This window comes from Endozoicomonas sp. ALC020, from assembly GCF_049275935.1.
Classification (GTDB): domain Bacteria; phylum Pseudomonadota; class Gammaproteobacteria; order Pseudomonadales; family Endozoicomonadaceae; genus Endozoicomonas_A.
Genome location: NZ_CP184830.1, coordinates 4362437 through 4385527 on the forward strand (window position 1 = coordinate 4362437; position 23091 = coordinate 4385527).

At 47.7% G+C, this 23091-nt stretch carries 18 protein-coding genes; 9 read left to right on the top strand and 9 right to left on the bottom strand.

Translation table 11 applies throughout. From position 1 onward, the window contains the following. Nucleotides 1–264 precede the first annotated feature (264 nt). Nucleotides 265–1638, top strand: a complete 1374-nt coding sequence (locus ACOJUO_RS16655) for a hypothetical protein (protein ID WP_422137551.1) — start codon at nt 265–267, stop codon at nt 1636–1638. Nucleotides 1639–1655: 17 nt separating this feature from the next. On the opposite strand, the gene ACOJUO_RS16660 is transcribed toward ACOJUO_RS16655, so the two are convergent. The 3 genes from ACOJUO_RS16660 to ACOJUO_RS16670 form a co-directional block, all read right to left on the bottom strand. Next, entirely contained in the window at nt 1656–2054 is a 399-nt protein-coding gene (locus ACOJUO_RS16660) for a hypothetical protein (RefSeq protein ID WP_422133125.1), read from the bottom strand. Between the two features lie 92 nt (nt 2055–2146). Beyond that, complete coding sequence (locus tag ACOJUO_RS16665; protein ID WP_422137552.1) at nt 2147–2500, bottom strand: phage holin family protein; 354 nt, start codon at nt 2498–2500, stop codon at nt 2147–2149. A 318-nt stretch (nt 2501–2818) separates the two neighbouring features. After that, nucleotides 2819–3130, bottom strand: coding sequence for an FxsA family protein (locus tag ACOJUO_RS16670; RefSeq protein ID WP_422137553.1), 312 nt, complete (start codon nt 3128–3130; stop codon nt 2819–2821). A 229-nt stretch (nt 3131–3359) separates the two neighbouring features. Between ACOJUO_RS16670 and ACOJUO_RS16675 the strand changes: the two genes are divergently transcribed. Genes ACOJUO_RS16675 through ACOJUO_RS16685 form a run of 3 tightly spaced genes read left to right on the top strand, consistent with a single transcriptional unit; the run spans nt 3360 to nt 5886 of the window. Then, nucleotides 3360–4169: a transporter substrate-binding domain-containing protein gene (locus ACOJUO_RS16675; protein ID WP_422133128.1), complete on the top strand. Its 810-nt coding sequence runs from the start codon at nt 3360–3362 to the stop codon at nt 4167–4169. A gap of 18 nt (nt 4170–4187) precedes the next feature. Continuing rightward, the gene (locus tag ACOJUO_RS16680; RefSeq protein ID WP_422137554.1) at nt 4188–5159 is read left to right on the top strand and encodes an amino acid ABC transporter permease; all 972 of its coding nucleotides are present in this window, start codon (nt 4188–4190) and stop codon (nt 5157–5159) included. Nucleotides 5160–5163: 4 nt separating this feature from the next. Next, a complete protein-coding gene (locus ACOJUO_RS16685) occupies nt 5164–5886 on the top strand; it encodes an amino acid ABC transporter ATP-binding protein (RefSeq protein WP_422137086.1) in 723 nt (240 codons plus the stop codon). 71 nt (nt 5887–5957) lie between these two features. On the opposite strand, the gene ACOJUO_RS16690 is transcribed toward ACOJUO_RS16685, so the two are convergent. From ACOJUO_RS16690 to ACOJUO_RS16700, 3 genes are all read right to left on the bottom strand, one after another. Further along, a complete protein-coding gene (locus tag ACOJUO_RS16690) occupies nt 5958–7724 on the bottom strand; it encodes a hypothetical protein (protein WP_422133130.1) in 1767 nt (588 codons plus the stop codon). Between the two features lie 206 nt (nt 7725–7930). Next, a complete protein-coding gene (locus tag ACOJUO_RS16695; protein ID WP_422137555.1) occupies nt 7931–8413 on the bottom strand; it encodes a MaoC family dehydratase in 483 nt (160 codons plus the stop codon). Nucleotides 8414–8507: 94 nt separating this feature from the next. Next, nucleotides 8508–9479, bottom strand: a complete 972-nt coding sequence (locus tag ACOJUO_RS16700; protein WP_422137556.1) for an alpha/beta hydrolase — start codon at nt 9477–9479, stop codon at nt 8508–8510. Nucleotides 9480–9823: 344 nt separating this feature from the next. On the opposite strand from ACOJUO_RS16700, the gene hrpA reads away from it, so the two are divergent. Together hrpA and ACOJUO_RS16710 are read left to right on the top strand one after the other, a co-directional pair. Next, nucleotides 9824–13843 carry an ATP-dependent RNA helicase HrpA gene (hrpA, locus tag ACOJUO_RS16705; RefSeq protein ID WP_422137557.1) on the top strand — a complete coding sequence of 1340 codons (4020 nt, stop codon included), beginning with the start codon at nt 9824–9826 and terminating at the stop codon, nt 13841–13843. A gap of 60 nt (nt 13844–13903) precedes the next feature. Beyond that, nucleotides 13904–14227: a hypothetical protein gene (locus ACOJUO_RS16710; RefSeq protein ID WP_422137558.1), complete on the top strand. Its 324-nt coding sequence runs from the start codon at nt 13904–13906 to the stop codon at nt 14225–14227. A gap of 37 nt (nt 14228–14264) precedes the next feature. Here the strand turns inward: ACOJUO_RS16710 and ACOJUO_RS16715 are convergent, their stop codons facing one another. Next, nucleotides 14265–15101, bottom strand: coding sequence for a hypothetical protein (locus ACOJUO_RS16715; RefSeq protein ID WP_422137559.1), 837 nt, complete (start codon nt 15099–15101; stop codon nt 14265–14267). Between the two features lie 461 nt (nt 15102–15562). Continuing rightward, the gene (locus tag ACOJUO_RS16720; RefSeq protein WP_422133137.1) at nt 15563–16732 is read right to left on the bottom strand and encodes a hypothetical protein; all 1170 of its coding nucleotides are present in this window, start codon (nt 16730–16732) and stop codon (nt 15563–15565) included. Nucleotides 16733–16941: 209 nt separating this feature from the next. Between ACOJUO_RS16720 and ACOJUO_RS16725 the strand changes: the two genes are divergently transcribed. Further along, on the top strand, nt 16942–18141 hold the full coding sequence (locus tag ACOJUO_RS16725) for a hypothetical protein (protein ID WP_422137560.1): 1200 nt from the start codon (nt 16942–16944) through the stop codon (nt 18139–18141). Between the two features lie 258 nt (nt 18142–18399). After that, nucleotides 18400–19602 carry an OprO/OprP family phosphate-selective porin gene (locus ACOJUO_RS16730; RefSeq protein ID WP_422137561.1) on the top strand — a complete coding sequence of 401 codons (1203 nt, stop codon included), beginning with the start codon at nt 18400–18402 and terminating at the stop codon, nt 19600–19602. A 173-nt stretch (nt 19603–19775) separates the two neighbouring features. Here ACOJUO_RS16730 and ACOJUO_RS16735 read toward each other — a convergent pair whose 3' ends face one another. Continuing rightward, on the bottom strand, nt 19776–20873 hold the full coding sequence (locus tag ACOJUO_RS16735; RefSeq protein ID WP_422133140.1) for a helix-turn-helix domain-containing protein: 1098 nt from the start codon (nt 20871–20873) through the stop codon (nt 19776–19778). 365 nt (nt 20874–21238) lie between these two features. Between ACOJUO_RS16735 and ACOJUO_RS16740 the strand changes: the two genes are divergently transcribed. Then, nucleotides 21239–22696: a sigma-54 dependent transcriptional regulator gene (locus ACOJUO_RS16740; RefSeq protein WP_422137562.1), complete on the top strand. Its 1458-nt coding sequence runs from the start codon at nt 21239–21241 to the stop codon at nt 22694–22696. The last annotated feature ends 395 nt before the right edge of the window (nt 22697–23091 follow it).

Here is a 23091-nt window from a genome sequence, read left to right on the forward strand (position 1 = left end):
CCTCGTTAGACAACATTGCTCGTAGAGTAAAAGCGTTTTCTACAGACAATCATTCATGCCCTGTCAGGACTACTGGTTTAATCTCAACCAGGTAATATCGTTTTTACTGGACAGCGCTTTTTATTCAACAGAGGAGTATAGGTAGCAGGCAGAAATAAGGCTGATAAAAATCATTATTTTGCAAAAGGTTTTATTGGCCGACTGAAACTGACTGTCCTATTAAAACCATTCACCTTTTTGATGGCACGAAGAGTCTTGAAGATATTGATATTTCTGCCGCTGGTTTTTCTGGTCTGGTGGGGCCCTGCTCAAGCTTCAGGGGAAGGACAGCCGGGAGTGGCTTTTTGTCATGAAGCCTTGTTGCTGATTTTTCTGACTCCCTTGTTTAGCGCCCATATTCCTGTTTATAACGGCCTGATGCCAAATACGATCCGGGCGATAGGCGGCAGCTCTCAGGATAGGGTTTTTGAGGCGGCCAGTAATCTGAACTCTTTTTATGGTGCCTTGAACGGAATTCTGCAGTTCGGCGCCGATGTGAGCCGGTGCAGTGATAAGAGCTCAACTGATGAGAATAGCGGGGGGGGTAACAGAAAAGGCACAGGTACGAAAGAGGCGTCGTCTGAGCCAGATAGGCTTGTTGCGACCGGGGGGGAGGATCACAAGGAGGATAATAGCGATGGACGAAGCTCGGGACCTGGAGATAAAAAGATTTCTCATCTGTGCTGGTATTGCCAGAAAAAGGCGATTCGCTGGAAATACTCCTGTTGTGGCAAATGTCTTTGTGAAGACTGCTATCGGTTCTTTGGAGCCTCACCTGCCAGGTGTCCATGCTGTGGCAAGAGCAGAAGGCCCAGGGTTCACTGTAATCTTTGCCCTCCTGAGCATAGAACTATTGTACTTGATCAGGGGGGGGGCAGGGCTCATTTTTTTTCGGAGCATTTGCAACAGTGGTCCAGAGGAAGAGTCCATGAAATGTGTCGGCATTGTAGCGAGAACCTGGAATTAAATCTTCCCCGGCAACAGCTCATGAATGCTTTGCTGCAACACTGTTTTACCGCCTGTATTTTTCCCCGATGTGAGAGTGTTTTAACAGCAGAAACAGACAACACTGCTCATTTTGAGTCCTCACATCAGGGGCAGGCGGAATGTCCGGTATCAGGCTGCACTCTTAATCAGTTCGGGCGCATTCACCAGCCTTCCGCTTTCCACATGAATAGCCATTTGCAATACAGCTGTTGTTTTTGTGCTGTAACTTTCAACAACCAGCAAGTCCTGCAAGCTCATCTGCCCCGTCATATCGAGTCATACCGTTGTGGTTCATGCCAGGGTGATGAGGGGGCTGAGTCCCTGCTTCGAGTGCTTCTGATGGGAGGTCATCTGCAACAGTTCGACAATGCGGATTATACGGTTGATCTGCCACTGATGTCAGAAATGGCAGTGGTTAATCACTGGGCGTTTTTCCATTGTCAGATCAGTTGTCCGATATGCTCTCGGGCACTGCAGGGTTGTGATAGTGTGGTCGTCCAGGAGCATATTGATAATACCTGTTCAAGAGTTGAGCGTCTCTCCGGGTCAGATCAGAATCGGGGAGGCTTAAATACTGATTACGAGTTTGAGGATGGGGATAGTCCAGAGTGATATTCAGTCACTGTTGTCTATTTCACCATTCCAATAAACTGGAGCACAGCTCCATTGGGGTGATGGATATATTGAAGCCCGGTAAATCCCTGTGTCTGAAAAGTATTCTTCAGACGATTCAACATTGGGTAGCGCATCTTGGCCAGTAACTTGCCGGAAAGTTTGTCGAAGAAGAGGATGTCCAGCCCCCGTATACCCTGCTGAACAGACACTTTGAAAGCTGGGAATTCATTGATTTCCATGGGCTGATCTCTGGAAGTAGGACTCAGCATCAGTGGCAGCGTGACAGCGTACCCCCTGGTGCCCGGATCTTTTTGAAAATAAAAGTTCAGGGCCGCTTCCTGGGCGCTGGCCTGGGTCATTGGCGAAATAAGCAGGACGCAGAGGCTGGCCAGTACCAGAGTGATCCTTTTCATCAGTGTTCCTTTCGTCAGAGTCTCTGCAAATATGTCTCGACTGTAAGGTTTAAAACTTGACATCCTCTCCAATTTGAACAGTCGGCATGATGCTAAGGAATCATTACGCCGGGTATCACTAGGAACAGCGCTGAATTGATGATAGAAAGTACAATACTCATGATCAGTGCCCAGCCAAAATTTTTCACATGAAAACTGTCCATAAAGTAATTAACGATCATCAACATAAAGGCATTGAGTATCAGGATAAATAAACCCAGAGTCAGGATGGTGATGGGCAGGGTCAGGAAAAACAGAATCGGTTTGACAAAGGTATTCACCACAGCCAGCAGGATAGATACTAATATCGCACTTCCGTAGTTTTCAATCTCTACGCCTTTAAGGATTCTGGCGGTGATAAAAACAGCCAGACCATTGATCAGGAAGTATAAAATCAGGCTCAGCATGGCAAATGTTCTCCAGATGGCATCAATGGCTTGTGCACTTTACACCATCCTGAAGTCAAAGACAGAAAAACAGGTGGTAAGTACCTAACCAGTTGGTTTCGCATATTCTGGACGGCGGCTTTTTCCATCCTTCTGCGTTCCAACTCTGGTTGCGTAGCTATGGCTACGCGCCCGTCGTTGCGCCTTGAAGGATGAAAAAATCCACTCGCCAGAATATGCGAAACCAACTGGCCAGGTACTTAGTCCTGAATTTATCGTTCCCACGCTGAAGGAGGGTGTCGCAAAACTCCAACAGCTCGTTCCCATGCTCTTAGGTCGTCATTCCCGCGAAGGCGGGAATCCAGCGCCAACAGTGGATCTCTGCCTTCTCGGGGATGACAAGGCCAGGGGCACCGGGCAGTATGGTTCTGGTGGTGAGTCAGTGTGGATTCCCGCCTTCGCGGGAATGACGAGAATGAAGCCGGGAATGACGAGAATGAAGCCGGGAATGACGAGAATGAAGCCGGGAATGACGAGAATGAAGCCGGAAATGACGAGAATGAAGCCGGGAATGACGGGAGTCAAATCGTTCCGACGCTGGAGAGAGTTTTGCGACACCCTCTGAAGATGTGAACCAGAGTTTTGCGACATCCTCTTTAGCGAAATGCTTTGGTTCAGTATTGAATAGTACTAAAGTACTGTTCAAATCGACATGTCTATGTAGAATACCCTGGTCTTGTGCGCATTTGACCTTCTGTTGAAGGCCAAACAAAACGACAAATAAGCGAGATACTGTGCTGTCTCTGACAGCATATTTCACATTATAAAAAACTGGTAGTGACTGAGTTCCGGCCAAACCGGGACCCTGGAGTGAAACATAATGCAAAAAATAATGGTATTTCTGACGTTTATGCTGGCCTTTAGCACCAGCCTTTTTGCTTCTGACACAGAGCTTTGGCAAGAGTCTACCCTGAATGAAATCATTGAGCGCAAAACCCTCCGTGTTGGCATGGAAGCGGGCTACATGCCTTTTGAAATGACCAATAAACGCGGTGATATTGTCGGCTTTGATGTAGACATTGCCCGTCAGATGGCCAAAGCCATGGGTGTTGAGCTGGAACTGGTCAACACTGCTTGGGATGGAATCATTCCTGCCCTGCTGACCGGCAAGTTTGATATTATTATGTCCGGCATGACCCTGACTCCTCAGCGTAACCTGCAGATCAACTTTGCCCAGCCTTACATTGTCGTCGGTCAAAGTATCCTGCTGCGCAAGGGGCTGGAAGGTGAAATCAAGAGCTACAAGGATCTGAATAACAAGAAGTACACTGTTGCTACCAAATTGGGTACTACCGGTGAACAGGCGACCAAACGTTACCTGAGTAAAGCCAATATTCGCCTGTTTGAAACAGAAGCCGATGGTGCTCTGGAAGTTGCTAACGGCAAGGCAGATGCTTTCGTTTATGACTTTCCTTTCAATGCGATTTACTCCAGCCAGAACGAAGGAAAGCTGACTCATCTGGACACCGCCTTCACTCATGAGCCTCTGGCCTGGGGTATTCGTAAAGGTGATCCTGATTTTGAAAACTGGCTGAATAACTTTATGAGTCAGATCAAGGCCGATGGCACCTACGATAAGATTTATGCCAAGTGGTTCCAAAGCTCCGAATGGCAGAAGACTCTGAACTAAGTGCTGAGCAGTAAACCCTTGACCGGCCGTCCGCTGCAAATGGAAAAACAACCGAACCAGGTTTTGTGGAACCTGGTTTTCGGTGCGTTATTGCTGCTGATGGGCGTGGGTATCTATAAGTCAAGCCAATCGATTGAGTATATCTGGCGCTGGGAGCGCATTCCTCAGTACGTTTTCTTCAAGGCAGAAAATCCACTCAGGGCTGAATACGACGGCACTGTTAAAACCAACGACAGTGGACAACTTGTTCTGGTGAATGACTTTGATGACTCAGAGCAGACGGTCATTAAAGGCTTTGCCGACGTTCAGGTTTATGACGGTGATCTGGTCTTTGAAGGGGATTTGCTGGCTGTCAATTATGAATGGAAGGCCGGACCCATAGCCAATGGTTTGGTGATGACCATAAAGCTGTCGCTGGTCTCTATTGTCTTTGCCATTCTCCTGGGAGTGATTTCAGGGTTGGCGAGAATTTCTCCCAATCCGGCGTTGAGAAATCTCTCGATACTCTATATCGAGGTGATTCGTGGCACCCCGTTGCTGGTGCAGATTTTCATTGTTTATTTCTTTATTGGTACGGTTCTTCATCTGGATCGCTTTACAGCCGGTGTTGCAGCACTGTCGATCTTCACCGGCGCCTACATTGCAGAGATTATTCGAGCCGGTATTGAGTCGATTCACAAAGGTCAGATGGAGGCTGGGCGCAGTCTTGGAATGAGTCGTGGTGCAACCCTGCGCTATATCATTCTGCCCCAGGCTTTTAAACGTGTTCTGCCACCGCTGGCTGGTCAGTTTATTAACCTGATCAAGGACTCTTCACTGGTTTCGGTGATTTCCCTGACCGATCTGACCAAAGCCGGTCGGGAAACGGTGAGCAGTACCTTCAGTCCCTTTGAAGTCTGGTTCACGGTTGCGGTACTTTACCTGGTACTGACCGGTATCCTGTCGTTTGTCGTCAGAAGAATGGAGGTGAAGTATGCTGCAAGAAACTGACGCTATCATTTCCGTGACGAGCATTCACAAGGTCTACCCCAATGGGGTTCATGCCCTGAAAAATGTCAGTCAGACCATCAGGGAAGGAGAGGTGGTGGTTGTGGTTGGGCCCAGTGGCTCGGGCAAGTCGACTTTTCTGCGTACCCTGAATCAGCTGGAAACTATCAATGCCGGTGAAATTGTCGTGGACGGAATCTCCCTGACCACGCCCGGTGATGTCAATAAGTTGAGGGAAGAAGTGGGCATGGTGTTCCAGTCCTTCAACCTGTTTCCTCACCTGAGCGTACTGGACAACATCTGTCTTGCACCGATGAAAGTGCGTGGTATCTCCAGAAGCGACGCTGAAGACAGGGCCTTAGCATTGTTGGCCAAAGTCGGTTTGTCTGACAAAGCCAGGAGTTTTCCACCTCAATTATCGGGTGGTCAGCAGCAGCGTGTAGCCATAGCCCGGGCACTGGCCATGCAGCCGAAGATCATGTTGTTTGATGAGCCGACTTCAGCACTGGACCCGGAAATGGTCGGTGAGGTTCTGGAGGTGATGAAACAACTGGCTCGCTCAGGTATGACGATGGTTGTGGTCACTCACGAAATGGGCTTTGCCCGTGAAGTGGCCGACCGGGTTCTGTTTATGGAGTCCGGTGAGCTGTTGGAAGACAGTGTTCCTGATAGCTTTTTTGGGAGTCCTGACAGTGAACGCCTGCAGGCTTTTCTGAGTCAGGTCATCTGAGTCATCACCGGGTTCTGGAAGATATGGCTTTGTGGATCAGGGCCATGCCTTCCAGTGCAGCATGACTCCCTTTAGCGGTAATACAGGGCCAGTAATGGCAAAATGCCCAGTGGCAGCCAGGCAGCAGCGACCCGATTGGATTCGGAGGACAGTCTTAATTCAGGGGGTATGCATTTGCAGGTACTCTGTCCGTCAATCCAGCTGACTTTTGCATCCCGCCATGTGCCACCCTGTGCCTTGCAAACGGGAAGCTTACTGTTCTTGTGTGAATCGCCTCCCGGACAAGCAAGAAAGTAATACCTGGCACACCCTTGAAAATTATCATAATTGTTCGATTCTTCCAGATGCACTTGCCAGACAGTCTTGCCATTTTCATCGGTGTCGGGAGCACATTGCTGACCCCAGGGTGAATCAGATACACAGTCATCGCGGCTCGGACACAGAGGTTCAACAACATTCAGTGTGTGCCAGGTAGCGTCAACAAACCAGAGGCGTCCGGTTTTTTGATCGACCTCAAGACCTGCAATCTGGCCTGCGGGCGTTTGAATGCAGCCTATGTAGGTATGGTTTCCTGTAGTGTCGAGACTTATGGCGTGGATCTTTCCGGTCTCAGAATCGCTGACAAACAGCCTCTTGTTAGAAATAACCAGACCGCTGGGGCTTTTTAGTTCAAGTCCGGCGACACTGAGTTCGGTGAAGCTGGCACCTACTATTCTGGTATAGGCGGCATATTTTTCACGCCATTCATTTTCGGGCTTTACATCCCCCTCTTCGGTTCCGCTTTCAGTATCAAGAACGTTAATTACGCCTTTTGCTGGATTGGCTACAAACAAATACTTCTCGTACCTGGCCATTTGTCCGGGGACAATATTGCTTCCGGGCTTTAAGTTCATGGTTGTATTGGCGTACCGATACAGAAAGGCATGGGTATGTTCATGTCCACCATAGCCATGGGAGCGGGTAATATTGCTGTACACAATACTTCCATATTTAGAGTCGGGGCCTGCGTCCCACGACCAGTAACCCGCTTGCCTGCCTTCCCAGGTGATACCCATTGCGTAGGGTTCCTGATGAAGCATGTCGATATGGGAACCAAAAGGTTTTGTGGCGAGATCATCCGGAAAAAAATCATTGTTTTTAATCGCAAAGGTTTTAAGGTTGTTTTCCCAAAGAGTCGGTCCCATAAAGTCCGAGCAGGTTCGCTGAGTGAAATCGTATCCCATAAAGGCAGATGCCGTGTAATCGTTACAGCTACCACCCGTGGTAGCAAATGTTCCGGTCTGGCTTATATTATGAACCTCCTGCCCTTCGAATTGCGGGACATCACCCAGGGTGGGTGAGCCACCAAAGGCGATATCAGTGGGTCGGTGCATAAAATGACAGGAAGCCAGGTCACGACGATGTTCCGGTTTATATGAAGAAGCGGACTTTACACCGGGACAGTAAAAAATACTTATGCTGTCATCGCCGCTGTTCAGCACAAAGAACTGACCTCTTGCATTGGGGTTCTCTGCCACTGCTACAGGCTTGTTCAGGCCTCCGATTCTGGAACTACCCCATTGACGAATTGATGGGCCGAAATGGCCATTTTTTAGTCTGGGTCCAAACTCCGGTATACAATCCTTTTCATCATCAGAAGGTTTGCAGCGTTTATCGACAGGACATCGACCATATCCTGCCGATGCTCCGCCGGGTTTAACAATGAGAGAACAATCAGCAGACTGAGACCTGGCCGGTGTTGCATTCATCGACAATGGCAGAATCGCCAGGGTGAGAAAAAACAACTGTCGTCGCGTCACTGAGTCTGGTTTGAAGAAGTTACAATTTTTGAAATTCATAGAGCATACTTCTCTAAAAAGGTTTAGTTTCTGAGGTGCTCATTCAAAGTAGCTTGCTTCGGGGCAGTTTCCAGTAAATCCATAAAACCCCGGGGGATCCAGCCCTGGTACTCATCCGGCGAGTCCACGTTGTCCTTGAAAGGCATTTCCAGAGTCGTAGACAGACAATCGAAGCGTTCAGCCAGGGCTGCCCGGCTCCAGGATAATCAGGCTCTGTTGATCAGCTCCACATCGGGTAATGGATATTCATCCACCACCACTTTGTCGACAGCGGGCATGACTTCCGCTTTGCCTTTGACCACCGTTTTGCCGTTCTGGTTCACTACGTTCGTGGAGATAGTGGCGCGTTTGCGACGTTCATTAATCTCAATCACTTCCAATTCAACGGTTATCGTGTCACCGATTTTGACAGGACGCATGAATTTCACTTCCTGTGACAGGTAAATGCCGCCGGGACCGGGCAGTTGGGTGGCGAGGGCACAGGAGATCAGGGATGACGTCCACATTCCATGAGCAATACGACCCTCAAACTGAGTCTTGGCGGCATAATCCTTGTCCAGATGCACAGGATTGGTATCGCCGGAAACCTTGGCGAACAGCAGCAGGTCCTGCTCGGTCAGTGTCCGGGTCAGAGTATCTTTATCCCCGATTTTTAGCTCATCAAACGGGGTGTTTTCCAGTTTACGCATTATCATTGGCCCTTAAAGGCAACACAACAAGAAAGGGCGGCAGTAAACACTACCGGCTGACAAATCCATTAATGCCCCGAAAAGCTTTTTACGATCAGGACTCTGTGAGCTCCGGGGCGGAATTATTCACTGAGCAATATTCCTGACTCATGACTGTTTGATTGATCCATTGTAACAAGCGTTTTATCACTTGCTGAGAATTCGTTTCGTTCAACATTTCGTGACGGCCTTCAGGGTACAGGCTCAGTGTGACATTTCTTAAACCGGCTTTCCGTAATGCTTTGGTAAGTTTCTGTTGCCCCAAAGGAGCGCTGACTGGATCTTTTTCACCGCCCATGACCAGAAAAGGCAGCTTCGATTCGATTTGTTTAAGATGGTGGGTGGCCCCGATATGAAGTAAACCCTGGAAAAGGTCGTGCCACAATTGATTGCTGCAGGAGAAACCACAGAGCTCATCGGAGATATAATCATCCACCGCTTGTGGGTCTCCGCTGAGCCAGTCAAACTCAGTACGGTTTGGCTTGAATCGGCGGTTATAACTGGAGAAGGTTAGTTGTTTGATCAGGGGGCTTATGCCTTTCTTGCCCTGTCTCAGGCATTCCAGTTTGGCGACCAGCAGGCCGACTTCCAGTAACAGCCTGGGGGCATAATTTGAGCCGGAGAGAATAGCTCCAGCCAGCCTGGGAGTGTGATGGATCAGGTAGCTCTGCAAGATATAGCTCCCCATACTGTGACCCATGAGAACCAGCGGGGCGCTGGGAAACTTTTTCTGGATAAACTCAACAACGGTTGCCAGATCATCCACTACTTTATGCCAGCCTCGTTGCCCGGCGAAATAGCCTGCACCCTCTTGCTCAATACAAGCGCCATGCCCTCTATGATCATGGGCGAAGACAAGGTAGCCTGCCTGATTCAGTTCTGAGGCAAAAGAGCGGTAACGCTGTCCATATTCCGCCATGCCATGGCTGATGTGAACAATGCCTTTGCGGTCCACACATTCAGGCAGGTTATTCCAGCAATAGAGAGGAATGCTGTGGTCGTCGCTTTTCAGTGTGTAGATTTTCATGCCGTGGAGCTGCTCTCGTTATTGTTGAATTTTTGCTCTTTAGCCATGACTACAGGTTAGTACCTCTATAAGACAGGCGAGACAGGGCGGCTCAAGACTTATAAAGTCAGAGGACACTTTATGGCAAAAATGAAACAATTAGTAAATGGTTTAACGATTTTTTCTACCGGCTCACTACCGGGAAAACAGAAAAAATGATCATCTTCGACACCCCGTCGCTTCTGGCGAATGACTCTCAGAAGCCGCTTCATTCCCTGCAAGCGTATGAAAGAAAATCGGATATCAGAGCCCGGACCGAGTATAATTGGGCGTTTTGATTGAAATGCATTTTCCGGGAGATATGAGTGTCCGGCCGAAACAGCCCTGAGCCTACCCAGAGCCCTGAACCCACCCAGCGTCAAGAAAGGTCATCGCCCAGCGAACATTCCCCAGAGCGCGGCCCTGCAAAGGGCGGCCAGCTAAACAAGAGAGCACTATACGACGCTCTGGACCAGTGCATGCTCAGGGATCGTTTTCCTGTTCGCAGGCAGATTCAGAGACTGAAAACCGGCGACCAGTCAGCGATGGATAAGCTGCAGGAAAAAATCAATCGATCCACTTTCAGAGTTCAGGAAAGGCGACAGGCTGTGCCAGACATTGAATACGATGAGGCGCTGCCCGTCGTAGCCCGTCGTGATGAGATCCGTAAGGCGATTGAAAAACATCAGGTGGTTGTTATTGCTGGCGAAACAGGTTCCGGTAAAACCACCCAGATTCCGAAAATCTGTCTTGAAGCTGGCCGGGGTATTGTTGGCCAGATAGGTCACACCCAGCCGAGAAGGCTGGCCGCGCGATCAGTCGCCAGCCGGATAGCGCAGGAGCTGAAAGTGCCTGTGGGAGAGCAGGTAGGTTATCAGGTTCGATTCAGCGATCACGGTAATGAGAACACCCTGATTAAACTGATGACCGACGGTATTCTGCTGGCAGAGATTCAGAATGATCGTTTTCTGAACCGCTACGATACCCTCATTATTGATGAAGCCCATGAGCGCAGTCTGAATATTGATTTCCTGCTGGGTTATCTGAAAATTCTGTTACCCAAACGACCTGACCTGAAGTTGATTATTACTTCGGCCACCATTGATGTTGAGCGTTTCTCCAAACATTTCGATAATGCACCTGTTATTGAGGTTTCTGGCCGAACCTATCCCGTGGAAGTCAATTATCGCCCAGTGGAAGAACTGGAGCTGGAAGGTCGGGATGCTGACCTGAGAGTTCAACAGGGTATATTATCCTGTCTGCGGGAGATTGAGCATCTGGAACGTTCCGGCAAAGGCGGACGTCTGGGGAATGTGCTGGTCTTTCTCAGCGGTGAACGGGAAATCCGGGAAACCAATAAATTCCTCAAGGATGCGCGGCTGGCTCATACCGAGATTCTTCCCCTTTATGCCCGCCTGTCTGCAGCAGAACAGAACCGCATCTTTCAGCCTCATGGTGGCGGTCGAAGAGTGATCCTGTCTACCAATGTAGCGGAAACCTCCCTGACCGTGCCGGGTATTCGCTACGTTATAGACCCGGGTACGGCAAGAATCAGCCGTTACAGTGTCCGTTCAAAAGTTCAGCGGCTACCTGTTGAACCGATATCCCAGGCTTCTGCCAATCAGCGAAAAGGGCGATGTGGTCGTGTAGCAGAGGGTGTTTGCTACCGACTTTATTCTGAAGAAGACTTTCTGGGGCGTCCTGAATTTACCGATGCCGAAATTGTCAGAACCAATCTGGCGGCGGTTATTTTGCAGATGCTGCGGTTGGGTCTGGGTGATATTGCGGCCTTTCCTTTCGTTGATGCACCGGATGCCAGGGCGATTAACGACGGTTTCAAACTGTTGCAGGAGCTGGGTGCCGTCAGTGACAAACGTCGTATGACTCGAATCGGCCAGCAGATCTCCAGATTGCCGGTAGATCCCCGAATGGCCCGGATGCTGGTGGAAGCGGATAAAAACCGTGCTCTTGGCGAATTGCTCGTCATCACCAGTGCCCTGGCTATTCAGGACCCAAGAGAGCGTCCGGCAGAGAAAAAGCAGGCTGCCGATCAGCGGCACCGTGAACATTATCACGACGACTCCGACTTTATGAGCCTGGTACAGCTCTGGAATACCTATGAAGAACAGCGTCAGACGCTGTCCCAGAACCAGTTGCGTAAATATTGCAAACAACAGTTCCTGTCGTTTATGAGAATGCGAGAGTGGCGGGACCTGCATCGACAATTAGCGCTGGCCTGCAAAGAAGTCGGTCTGAAAACCAATGAAGACGAGGCCAGTTACGCTGATATTCATAAATCCCTGCTGGCGGGTTTGCTGTCTCACCTGGGTAGCAAAGATGACGACGCAGATTATATGGGAGCACGTAACCGTCGTTTTTATGTGTTCCCGTCTTCAACGCTTTATAAGCGCAAGCCCAAGTGGTTGATGACGGCAGAGCTGGTGGAAACCTCCAGACTCTATGCCCGCACTAATGCCAAAGTGGAGCCCCAGTGGATTGAGCCGCTGGCGGGTCATCTGATCAAAAGAAATTATTTTGAGCCCCACTGGGAGAAGAAAAGAGCCCAGGTGGTGGCTTTTGAGCAGGTGACTTTATACGGCCTGATTATTGTTGGTCGTCGTCGGGTCGGTTATGGCGCCATTGATCCCGTGGTATCCCGTGAGATTTTTATCCGGGAAGCTCTGGTGGAGGGGCATTATCATTCACAGGGCAAGTTCCAGTCTCACAACCTGTCGTTGATTCAGGAAGTGGATGAACTGGAAGCCAAGTCTCGACGCAGAGATATTCTGGTGGACCCGGAAACTCTTTATCAATTCTACGATGAGAAGCTGCCAGCCAATCTCCACAACGGAGCGGGTTTTGAAAAGTGGCGAAAAGAGGCTGAGAAACAGGATGCTCAGCTGTTGTACCTCACCAAAGAGTATCTGATGAGGCATGATGCTGATGAGGTGACCGAGAACAAGTACCCCGACCTTTTCCGCTGGGAAGGGTTGGAATTGCCGCTGTCGTATCATTTTGAGCCAGGTGCTCTGGATGATGGGGTGACGCTGACATTACCGGTACAGGCCCTGAGACTATTGCCTAAACACCGGCTGGAATGGCTGGTGCCGGGTATGCTTTACGACAAGTGTGTGGCCCTGGTACGAGCCTTGCCCAAGGCGGTGCGCAAAAACTTTGTCCCGGTACCGGATTATGTTCGGGGCGCTATGGAGTCTATGTCTATCTGCGATGAGCCACTGACCGATATTCTGGGTCATCATCTGCATCGTATGTCCGGCATGCGCATTCTGGATGAGCACTGGGACACTGATGATCTGCCCGATCATTTGCAGATGAACTTTCGGCTGATGGATGAAAGCGGGAAGGTGCTGGGACAGGGCCGTGATCTGATCAAGCTCAAAGAAAAGTTTGGTCGCGAGTCTGAAGACAGTATGCGCAGACTCACGGACAGTTCATTACAGCAGGAAGGTTTGAAAGATTGGAGCTGTGGTGAACTGCCGGAAGAGATAACCCGCAAAGTGGGGGGGCTGGTGCTAAAAAGCTATCCGGCTCTGGTGGATCAGAACAGCTCTGTGGCCGTTAAACTGTTTGAAGACAAAGCTATGGCTGAAGCGACTCACCGTATGGGGGTGACTCGTCTGCTTCAGTTCAGGCTGTCCAAACAGCTGAAGTTTGCCTTGTCGAAAATGAACCATCTGAAACAGGTGAAACTGCTGACCACGGGCATCGTGCAGGCCAGAGCACTGGAGGAAGACCTTCAGGCGTTTGTGATTTCGGAGGTGTTTTTTCGAGATCCTGCCCTGTTATCCGGGAATAATGGGCCGAGGGATGAAGCGGCTTTCAATGCTCTGATTGAAGATCGAAAAGGTCACCTGGTGCCTTTTGCCGAAGAGGTCGATGGCCTGTTGTTTGAGATTTTCCAGAAGACTCACAACATCAGCAAGCAGCTGAAGGGCAAAATATCCTTTGATCGGGCATTTTCACTTTCCGATATCAAACAGCATCTGGGGCAGCTGATCTATCCCGGTTTTCTCTGTGATGCAGGCATTGAGTGGCTCAGGCACTATCCAAGGTTCCTCGAAGGCATTGAGGTAAGACTGGAGAAACTGCCTGCCCAGGTCAATAAAGACCGGGCCTGGTCAGAGGAGCTGGCTACCCTTTTCAAAGCCTGGGAAAAGCGTAGAGCCATTCATGAGAAGCATAAAATTGTTGATGAAAACCTGATGCTTTATCGCTGGATGCTAGAGGAATACCGCGTCTCGTTATTTGCCCAGAAACTGGGAACCCGTTTCCCGGTATCCGACAAACGCCTCAGGAAACTCTGGCTGGAGGTTCAGGAAGTCTGAAAAAAGTCGTTAACCTTCAGAGAAAGTCGTTAAACACGGTTTGGCAGGGAGGCCACACCCATGAAAAAGCTTTTGAAGGGGTTTATTATCATCCTGACTTCCCTGGGACCCGGATTTACCGTTGCCAATGAGATGGATCTTTTTGAAGAACAGAATGATACTGACTCCGGGCAGTACGTCTATGACGCAGAAGATCTGTATCACAATGAAACGACTCAGTATCCGGACCCGTACTTTGAATCAGAAGGTGAGGATGAGGCCGGTGAAGAAAGGTTTGATGAAGAAAGGTTTGATGAAGAAAAGTACGATGACGACCAATACGATGATGACGAATACAGTGATGATTCTGATCATGATCAAAGCGTCGCAGAGCAGGACTATTAATACCTTCTGCAGTCAATATTCTGCAAGGGCATAGTTTTCACCATGCGCTTGCAGTCAAAAGATAAAGTGAAATCAGAAAAGCGAATGCTGGCTTGCCAGTAGAGGGTATGGCGTCACTTACAAGATACTCAAGGTTACCCTCACTTGCTATATTCACGGTCAGGGTCGATTTCAATACCTGCACGCTTCCTTGCTCAGGAAATGCTTCAAAGACATAAACATCACCGTTATTATATTTTGGTTTTAAAATAACTAAATGATGAACTCCACTCTGACATGGCCAGCTATTGACGACTTCACCTTCGTCACCCAATCGGGTAATGACACTGTTGGCTTCGCAAAATGCAACGATTGGAAAATCTGATTCCTTGTAAATATAGAGATTCTGACTCTCGTTATAGCGAACATTCCAAACGAGTTCAAAAGGTTGTTTAATTGAATGGCTATGCGTCGTTGGAACGGTTGTTGGATAAGTTTTTACCACGGGGTAAGTCGTTGCTTCAGAATAGTTCCCTGTCTCAGTGTGGTTTGTTGTTTCAGTGTAATTGCTTGTCTCAGAATAAGTCGTTGGTTCAGGGTAAGTGGTTATTACAGGATGAGTGGTTGTTTCAGTTTTTTCGTTAATGCATTCGGGGCCATAGGTTTTGCAGATATACACAGCAAGGCGCATGTTATGAGATCTGCAATGACCGCCTTCAAGGCTATTGAGTGAAGATTCAGACCCATTTGCTGTGGATATATAATAGTAGATATGACCTGGTAAATAGACAGGTTTACCGGTACCGTATTCCCTGAAAACTTCCCTGTGTGAACTGAAATGAAGGGGTTTTCGACATGTCTTCAAGGGCCAGCTTGTGGGCTTGCTGGCATCCACTTTACATTGCTCATAATCGGCTTTATCAACTAGCCACAGGTTATCATATAGGTCGTTATCTGTTTTAAAACCCGTTGTCCGCTTCAGAAAGAGATGAGTATTGTCACAAATAAAATAGACTATTGATTCAGATCTTACGAATAGGGTTTTATTCTCATTCTTTGAGAAATTACTGGCCATCCAAAATATTGAAGGGTTGAAAGTAGATGCTTGAGCTTTAAACAGAAGTAGCAGCAAGGCGAGTCCAAACAAGTTCACTACAATGCAATTGCTCCATGAAATGTGGAAATACTGACGGATCATAACAGGTACCTGACCTTTTTTGAAAACACCGCACTGTATAGCACTACATTGGCTTGTGCGCCATGACCGTCTTACCCATAATATGCGAATCAGGATTCTTGTTCATCCTGAGCGGAGTCGAAGGATGTGGACTCAGTATCCTGCAAGTGCATGGTGTTTTACCATGCGCTTGCCGTTAAAACATACAATGAAATCAGAAAAGCAAATGCTGGCTTACCGGGAGACGGGGTTGCTTCACTTGCAAGATATTTGACGTTATCTGCACTTCCTATATTCACGGTCAGGGATGATTTCCGTACCTGCAAGCTCCGTTGTTCGGGTAGGGCTTCAAAGATATAAACGTCACCATTATTATATTCTGGTTGTAAAATAACTAAATGCTGGTCCCCATTCTGACATGGCCAGCTCTTGATGTATTCGCCTTCATCGCCCAACCGGTAAATGACACTGTTAGTTTCGCACAGTGCAACGATTGGAAACTCTGATGTGCTGTGAATATACAGATTCTGATTCTCGTTATAGCGAACACTCCAAATGATTTCGAAAGGTTGTTTAATTGAATGACTGTACGTCGTTGGAATGGTTGTTGGGTAAGTTGTTGTCACGGGGTAAGTCGTTGCTTCAGAATAGTTTCCTGTCTGAGTGACATTCGCTGTCTCAGTGTGGTTTGTTGTTTCAGTGTAGTTTGTTGTTTCAGTGTAATTGCTTGTCTCAGAATAAGGGTAAGTGGTTATTACAGGATGAGTCGTTGTTTCAGTTTTTTTATCAGTGCATTTGGGGTCATCATGGGTTTCACAGACATATACGGCAAGGCGCATGTTATGAGATCTGCAGTGACCGCCTTCAAGGTCACCGAGTGAAGATTCAGCCCCATTTGCTGTGGATATATAATAGTAGAATTGACCCGGTAAATAGACTGGGAGATTGCCAGCACCGTATTCTCTAAAAATTACTCTGTATGTATTTAATTCAAAAGGTTTTCGACACAGCTCCAAACGCCTGCTTGTGGGCTTGCTGACATTCACTTTGCATTGCTCATAGTCGGCTTTATCAACTAGCCACAGGTTATCATACAGTTCGTTTTTGCTTTTAGGATGCACTGCTGGCTTCAGAAAGATATGAGTATTGTCACAAATAAAATAGACTATTGCTTCAGGTATTACGAATAGAGTTTTATTCTCATTCTTTGAAAAATCACTGGCCATCCAAAATATTGAAGGGTAGTGATCAGTCGCCTGAGCCTTAAACAGAAGTAGCAGTAAGGCGACTCCAAACAAATTTGCTGCAATGCAATTCCTCCATGAAATGCGGAAATACTGACGGATCATAACAGGCACCTGACCTTTTTTGAAAACACCGGACTCTATAGCACTACATTGGCTTGTACGCCATGATAAATAACCAAACCTCCGTAAGAGCAGGCTCTTCAGGGCATCAAAGACTCGGTGAACTCGTAAACGTTTAGCGAAAAGATAAAAGACATGGGTATGCAAGAATTTCTGCTATTTTTGTCCTTGAGCTGTATTGAGGAAAAAACATGAAGCTTGTTTTATTTGGGTTCGTACTGTTATTTAACCTGTTGCCGGTGTGTTATGCGATAGATGAATACGAAAGCATTTTTTTTTATAAGGATTTATTTTCGCACGAGTTGAATACGACTCTATACGTATCTTTAAACTCAAAGATAAGGTTTATTTGCCCAAACTCTTACATTGCTGTAAGGAAAAGTATTAAAAGTCGACAAAGCTCTAATCTGTTCGAAAATATATGGTTGGTAGAGAACAAAACGAGCTACGATAACTGTCGGGTTGATAAAAAGTATGATCCTAAGGCAGAGCTTTTTTTATGTAATAAACCTCATTCTTTGACTTATTTGACACTGCTTTTTCTTGAAAAATATTTCGATTCTACAGGGGTATTTGAAGGGGGCAAAGATTACTATTTGATATCCACATCCAATGGTCTTGAGTCTTCAATCAATAGCCGTGAAGGTGGAAACTGTCTTAGACATAATATGCGCATCAGGATTCATGTCTGTAAATCATTTGCTGATCCTGATCCCAACTGCGGTGGACCCTATGATCCCAAGTCAAATATTTGTCCTGCAACCAATCCTGTTGCTGATCCTGTTGCTGATCCTGTTGCTGATCCTGGTCGCGTGACGACTCTTGCTCCGTTGACGACTCCTGTTCCTAACACTATTTCCGAGACCTATGATGACACTGTCGCTGATACCACAACAGTGACTCAAGCGACCACTGCCGGGGCTGCTGAGTCCACTTCAGCCGGATATCATCATCCACCGGCACGATCCATTGAGTTAGTGTGGCTGATCGGCTACAACCAGACTCAAACCGAACATATTTCAGATGCAGCAAATCACCCGCTGGTGGCACTTTGTGAAGCGCCCAACAGCAAGGTCCGCCTGCTGAACGATAAAGGAACCATAGTTGATAGCTGGTTATGTCAGTATGCAGGCGAGCGCCTGGTTATTCTCAAACCCGAATACCAAAATGGTGACGTTTATCAGTTTGAGGCATTAGCCGAGTATGGCAGCGTCAGGCCATGGAAATCGACCCTGACAGTTAATGTAGGCAATGCAGGTAACTTCAGGCAACGCCTTATCAGTGAAGCAAACTCCCTCTATCACCTGCCGGGATTTGCCTTTTTTGGACTCAATGTATCTTATTGCTGCAAGAGCATTCTGACATGCTTAGGAATAGTCCCAGGCTCTTGAATAGTGATGCCTGCTTTTTATGGGAGGTGAACAGTACTGTCATAAAACCTTCTTTTTGCTGTCACCTCCAAGAAATATTTCCAGCCCAATATACTCACCCGCAGTTAACAAAAAAACAGCCATGAGAGTCTTGCAGCCGTGCTCCGGAATCTGGGGAGGCGGTAGGGCTTATCAGGCTGCGAATAACAAAAAATGCCAACACATCGCTCTTTAGAGCCAAGTAATAAATACAAAAGCACGATATAAATGGAGTTTTGAATGAAACTTAAACCTGTTTCTTTGGCAGTAGCCGCTGTTGCTGCAGGTCTGACCCTGTCTTCTGCCCACGCTGGTGTTGTTAAGACGGAAGGCGAAGATATTATCGTCAGCACCAAGAACGGTGGTCTTCAGCTGAAAACAGATGACGGCGCCTTTTCCTTTAAGGTAAGCGGCAAGCTGCAGTGGGACTACGCAAGCCTTGATGATCTCTATGTCGCAGACACTGGTAATGACGCTGAAGCCCGTAAAGGCTATATTCGCCGTGCCGAGATTGGTTTCAGTGGTAAGGCTTACACCGACTGGAAATACAAGCTTAAGCTGAAAACCAAAAGCGACGACTCAATCGAACTGGATGATGCCAAGATCACTTATGTTGGCTTCAAACCTGTAGAAGTGACTCTGGGTCGCTGGGGTCGTGATTATGGACTGGAAAATACCGTGAGTTCTTCCTGGATCATGGCGATCGAGCGTCCAATGATCTACGACTTTCTGCAGGGCGATGAAGGTAATGACTACGGTATTCAGGTAGCGACCGGTGGTGATAACTATACCGCAGTGTTTGGCATTCACCATGATGGACAGGCGGAAGAAGACAAGCCGGAAGTAGAACGGACTGCCAGCTACATCGTGCGTGCTACCTATGCTCCCATCATGAATGATGACATGCTGCTTCATCTGGGTCTGAACTATTACAACAAGAATCCGGATGGTGCTTCTAATGTTGATTTAGAGTCCTCCTTAGGCGTTAAAAAAGGTGCAGACCGTGCTGTAACGGTCACAAACGTTGATAAAGATTCTGAATATGTTTTGGAATTGGCGGGTCAGTTCCAATCACTCCAGCTTCAGGGTGAGTATGCGGTTAGAGACTTGAAGTCTAAAGACGCTAACAGCGACGCAAAAGTCTCAGGCTACTACGGACAGATTTCTTACCTGCTGGACGGTGGCAAGCGTTCTTATAAAGAAGGTGCTTTTGGTAAGCCAACCGGTGGTCAGTGGGAAGTGTTCGCACGTTATACTCAGGCGACTATCGACCAGGATAGTGCGAGTGATGATCTTGAACTGAAAACCACTACTCTGGGCGTAAACTACTTTGCGACCAGGAATATCCGCGCCAGCCTGAACTATGTTCAAGGCAAAACCAACGAAAACATAGAAAATGATAAGGGAAGCGCTATCGTATCCCGCCTGCAATACGTGTTCTGATCCCCATTCAGTTCCTTAGTGTGTGAGCCTGGCCCTGCTTTTGCGGGGCCTTTTTGGCTAAGCCAAAATGTTCTGCAGCCGGTTCTCCGGGGGGATATCTTATCCGCATACATGGTCATAATTGAGATTCTGGAACCAGCCCGGACAGAGCTGTTCCAGTTGATCTTCTGTGATCATTTGTACTCCTTATCGATCACTGACCCAACGGTAATATACGCCTGTTGAGGGTGGTTGAGCCTGGTGGGGTACATCAGCCTGAGTTTGTGCTCTTTGATCAATGGTTGCAGGTATTTTTTGCGCAGAGATTCGCCACTTCGATTCAGCAGTTTTTCCAGTTCTTCCAGTTGTAATGTTCGCAGCGCACACAAGTTAAGGATGGCTTGGCGCACCTCTTCGCTGGGGGCTCGCTTTTTTGTAGCGACAGGCTCTGCCAGAGTCGAAAGCTGGTTCTCTAAAGGTCCGGACCTTTCGGGCCAAGCTCCGGACCTTTCGCCTTCAGACCAGGATCTTTCCATCTCCATACCTTCGAAAATCCGTTCTAGCATCGTATCTTCTGCCATAGCCTGGGCGGTGAAATAAATTGTTCCACGACCACTACCATCTTGATATAGAAGCTTTTTGTCAACAAGAGAGGCAAGCAGGGCCGAGAGGTCTCGAGGGTGAATATCCAGAATAGACATCATTCTGGCATGATCCACTGTCTTTTCAATATGAGCAGTAATCAGGATAAGCTGCTCTTGCTTGCCTAATTTATCAAAAACTACTTCCCCCAGGGTTTCGGCATCCCGGCTCTCCTCAACCTGCTCAGCCATCATCCGGCGAACCATCTCTTCACTCACCTGCATATCACCACTGTTAAAGCGACGATAGGTGCCGATCATGGGGTTACCTTTGATGTAGACTGGCTTTTGCTTACGATTGGCGGGAGGGACATGAATTTGGATGAGAGATTTCCCCTCAATCTCCAGAACCTTGACCCAACGATCTCGAATAATACAAGTGCTGACTTTCTGTGGATTGTTCAGGGTATCCCAAAACTCTTTCAGAACTTTCGGGGTGTCGGTAATACCTTCCAGAACAAATCGGTGACCCGATTTTTCTTCAAGGCCCAGAAAAATATCGCCGCCCTGGGTATTGGCAAAAGCACTGTAGGTTTCCCACATGTCTTTCGGGATAGCACCTTTGCCATCCCGCCCCTGTGCCAGTTTACACTCCACGTCCACACTTTCCCGCATGGCGGCAATATCTCCAAGCGTTTCGATAATCAGCATTCAAATTCCTGATGGCTGCCCATACCCGACAGTGGTTATGTTACCGTTTATGCAGCTTCTTGTAACAGGTAAACCATGATTTCATTATTTTCTTCTGAAAGCTCATCAATACCAACTCGATCAGTGGAGAATCAGGCTATCGGTTTTATGGAGAGAATGCTCCGGTTATTCCAGCAAGCGATCGATGAACAGGGCTATTTCACGTCATTTTTTATAAAAAAATCAAAAAATGAATTAAAGTGGCCGAGAAATTTGACGAAATAGAATTTTAGACCTTAAATGAATGAATAAGAGTTTGCTTATTGCAATTCATATTATTCAGAGCTGTTTGTTACATTGCGTTGATGACAAGGAAAGTCGTTACAATGGATGCAGCAGATCAGGTATTGATCATAGAGGACTCTCAACAGCGCCGACATGATCTAAGTACCGTTATCGAATTTATGGGGTATCGTGCCAGGGCGGTCAGTTCCGCCTACTGGGAAGATGCTATCAGCGAGTCCAGCAAAGATGGATTCTGTGCGCTTTTTCTTGGCGATTTTCTCCAGGCAGAAAGCTCAATGCAGGGCATGATCGCCCGCATACAGAACTGGAGTGGCGGTGTCCCCGTCATTCGTATAGCCGAACCCCTTCCGGAAAACCTCCAATCCTCACTCCGCAGACAGGTCATTGCCCGTATCGACTGGCCCTGCAATCGTTCGCAGTTACTCTCTTGCCTGCATTACGGTCAGGTGTATCGTGAACAATGGCGCCACCTTCATCAGACAGGTATGAATCAGCAAGTAGAGCTGTTCCGCGGGCTGGTGGGTAAAAGTGATAAAGTCCGCAAAGTTCGCGCTTCCATGGCACAGGTGGCTGACCGTGACGTCAATGTTATGGTGACCGGTGAGTCAGGAACAGGCAAAGAGCTGGTGGCCAGGAATCTGCACGACCACTCCCATCGTCGGGATATGCCTTTTGTGCCGGTAAACTGTGGTGCTATTCCTAATGAATTGCTGGAAAGTGAGCTGTTTGGCCATGAGAAAGGTTCTTTTACCGGTGCGGTCAGCTCAAGAAAAGGGCGGTTTGAACTGGCACAGGGTGGCACACTGTTTCTTGATGAAATTGGTGATATGCCGCTGCACATGCAGGTTAAGTTGCTCAGGGTTTTGCAGGAGCGCACTATTGAAAGGGTGGGGGGATCCGAGCAGATTCCCGTAGACGTCAGAATTATAGCGGCTACTCATAAAAACCTTTCTGAAATGATTGAGTCCGGTGAGTTCAGGGAAGACTTGTACTACCGGCTGAATGTATTCCCCATTGAAATGCCTGCTCTCAGGGATCGTCCGGAAGATATTCCGCTGATTCTCAACGAGCTGGTCAGTGCAATGGAAAAACAGAGTCGCGGCTCCATTCGTCTGAGTTCTGCTGCGATTATGTCGCTATGCCGTCATGACTGGCCGGGTAATGTCAGGGAAATGTCCAATTTGCTGGAAAGACTGGCGATTATGTATCCCTACGGTGTCGTAGGTGTTCAGGATCTGCCACAGAATTTCCGTCATATGGAAGCTATTACTGATGATGACGGTGTTGCCGAGCTGTTCCCGGATAGTATTCAACCTGCAGGAACCGGAAAAGTCGATGATTTGGCGATTCTTCCTGTGGGCGGCCTGAATCTGAAGGAATTTTTGACACGGCTGGAAAAAAGCCTGATCCAGCAAGCTCTGAGTGACTGCAACAGCGTTGTGGCCAGAGCGGCTGACAAACTTCAGATTCGCCGGACGACACTGGTTGAGAAAATGAGAAAGTATGGCCTTCATCGTTATGAAGAGACCATGCGTTAATCAGATCGGTTCAAAAAAATGGCTATCAGCGTGAGCTGATAGCCATTTTTTTTTGTCTTAACTTACCAGGTTCGATTTTATGACGGCCTCGTCTGCTTTTGAAAAAAAGTAGACGAGGCCGTTTTTGTATTTTTAGAATCCCGAAAATTTTTACCTGGTAGCTGTCTTTTTTATCTAAAAGTAAGTCGGTTTTATCAATTATCAAACAAGTAGGAAGATAAAATTTTTGACGTTTTTTATCTCTGGATAAAGTGTTTTTATCCAACATTGGAAATTAACTTTATTTTGTCGTTTTTTAAATCTCTCAGTTTCGGAATTTATTTTGTCAATTAAGTAACACTTTATATCCCTCTGGAAAATATTATGCGACAGTAATTCGTCACTATAAAATGACA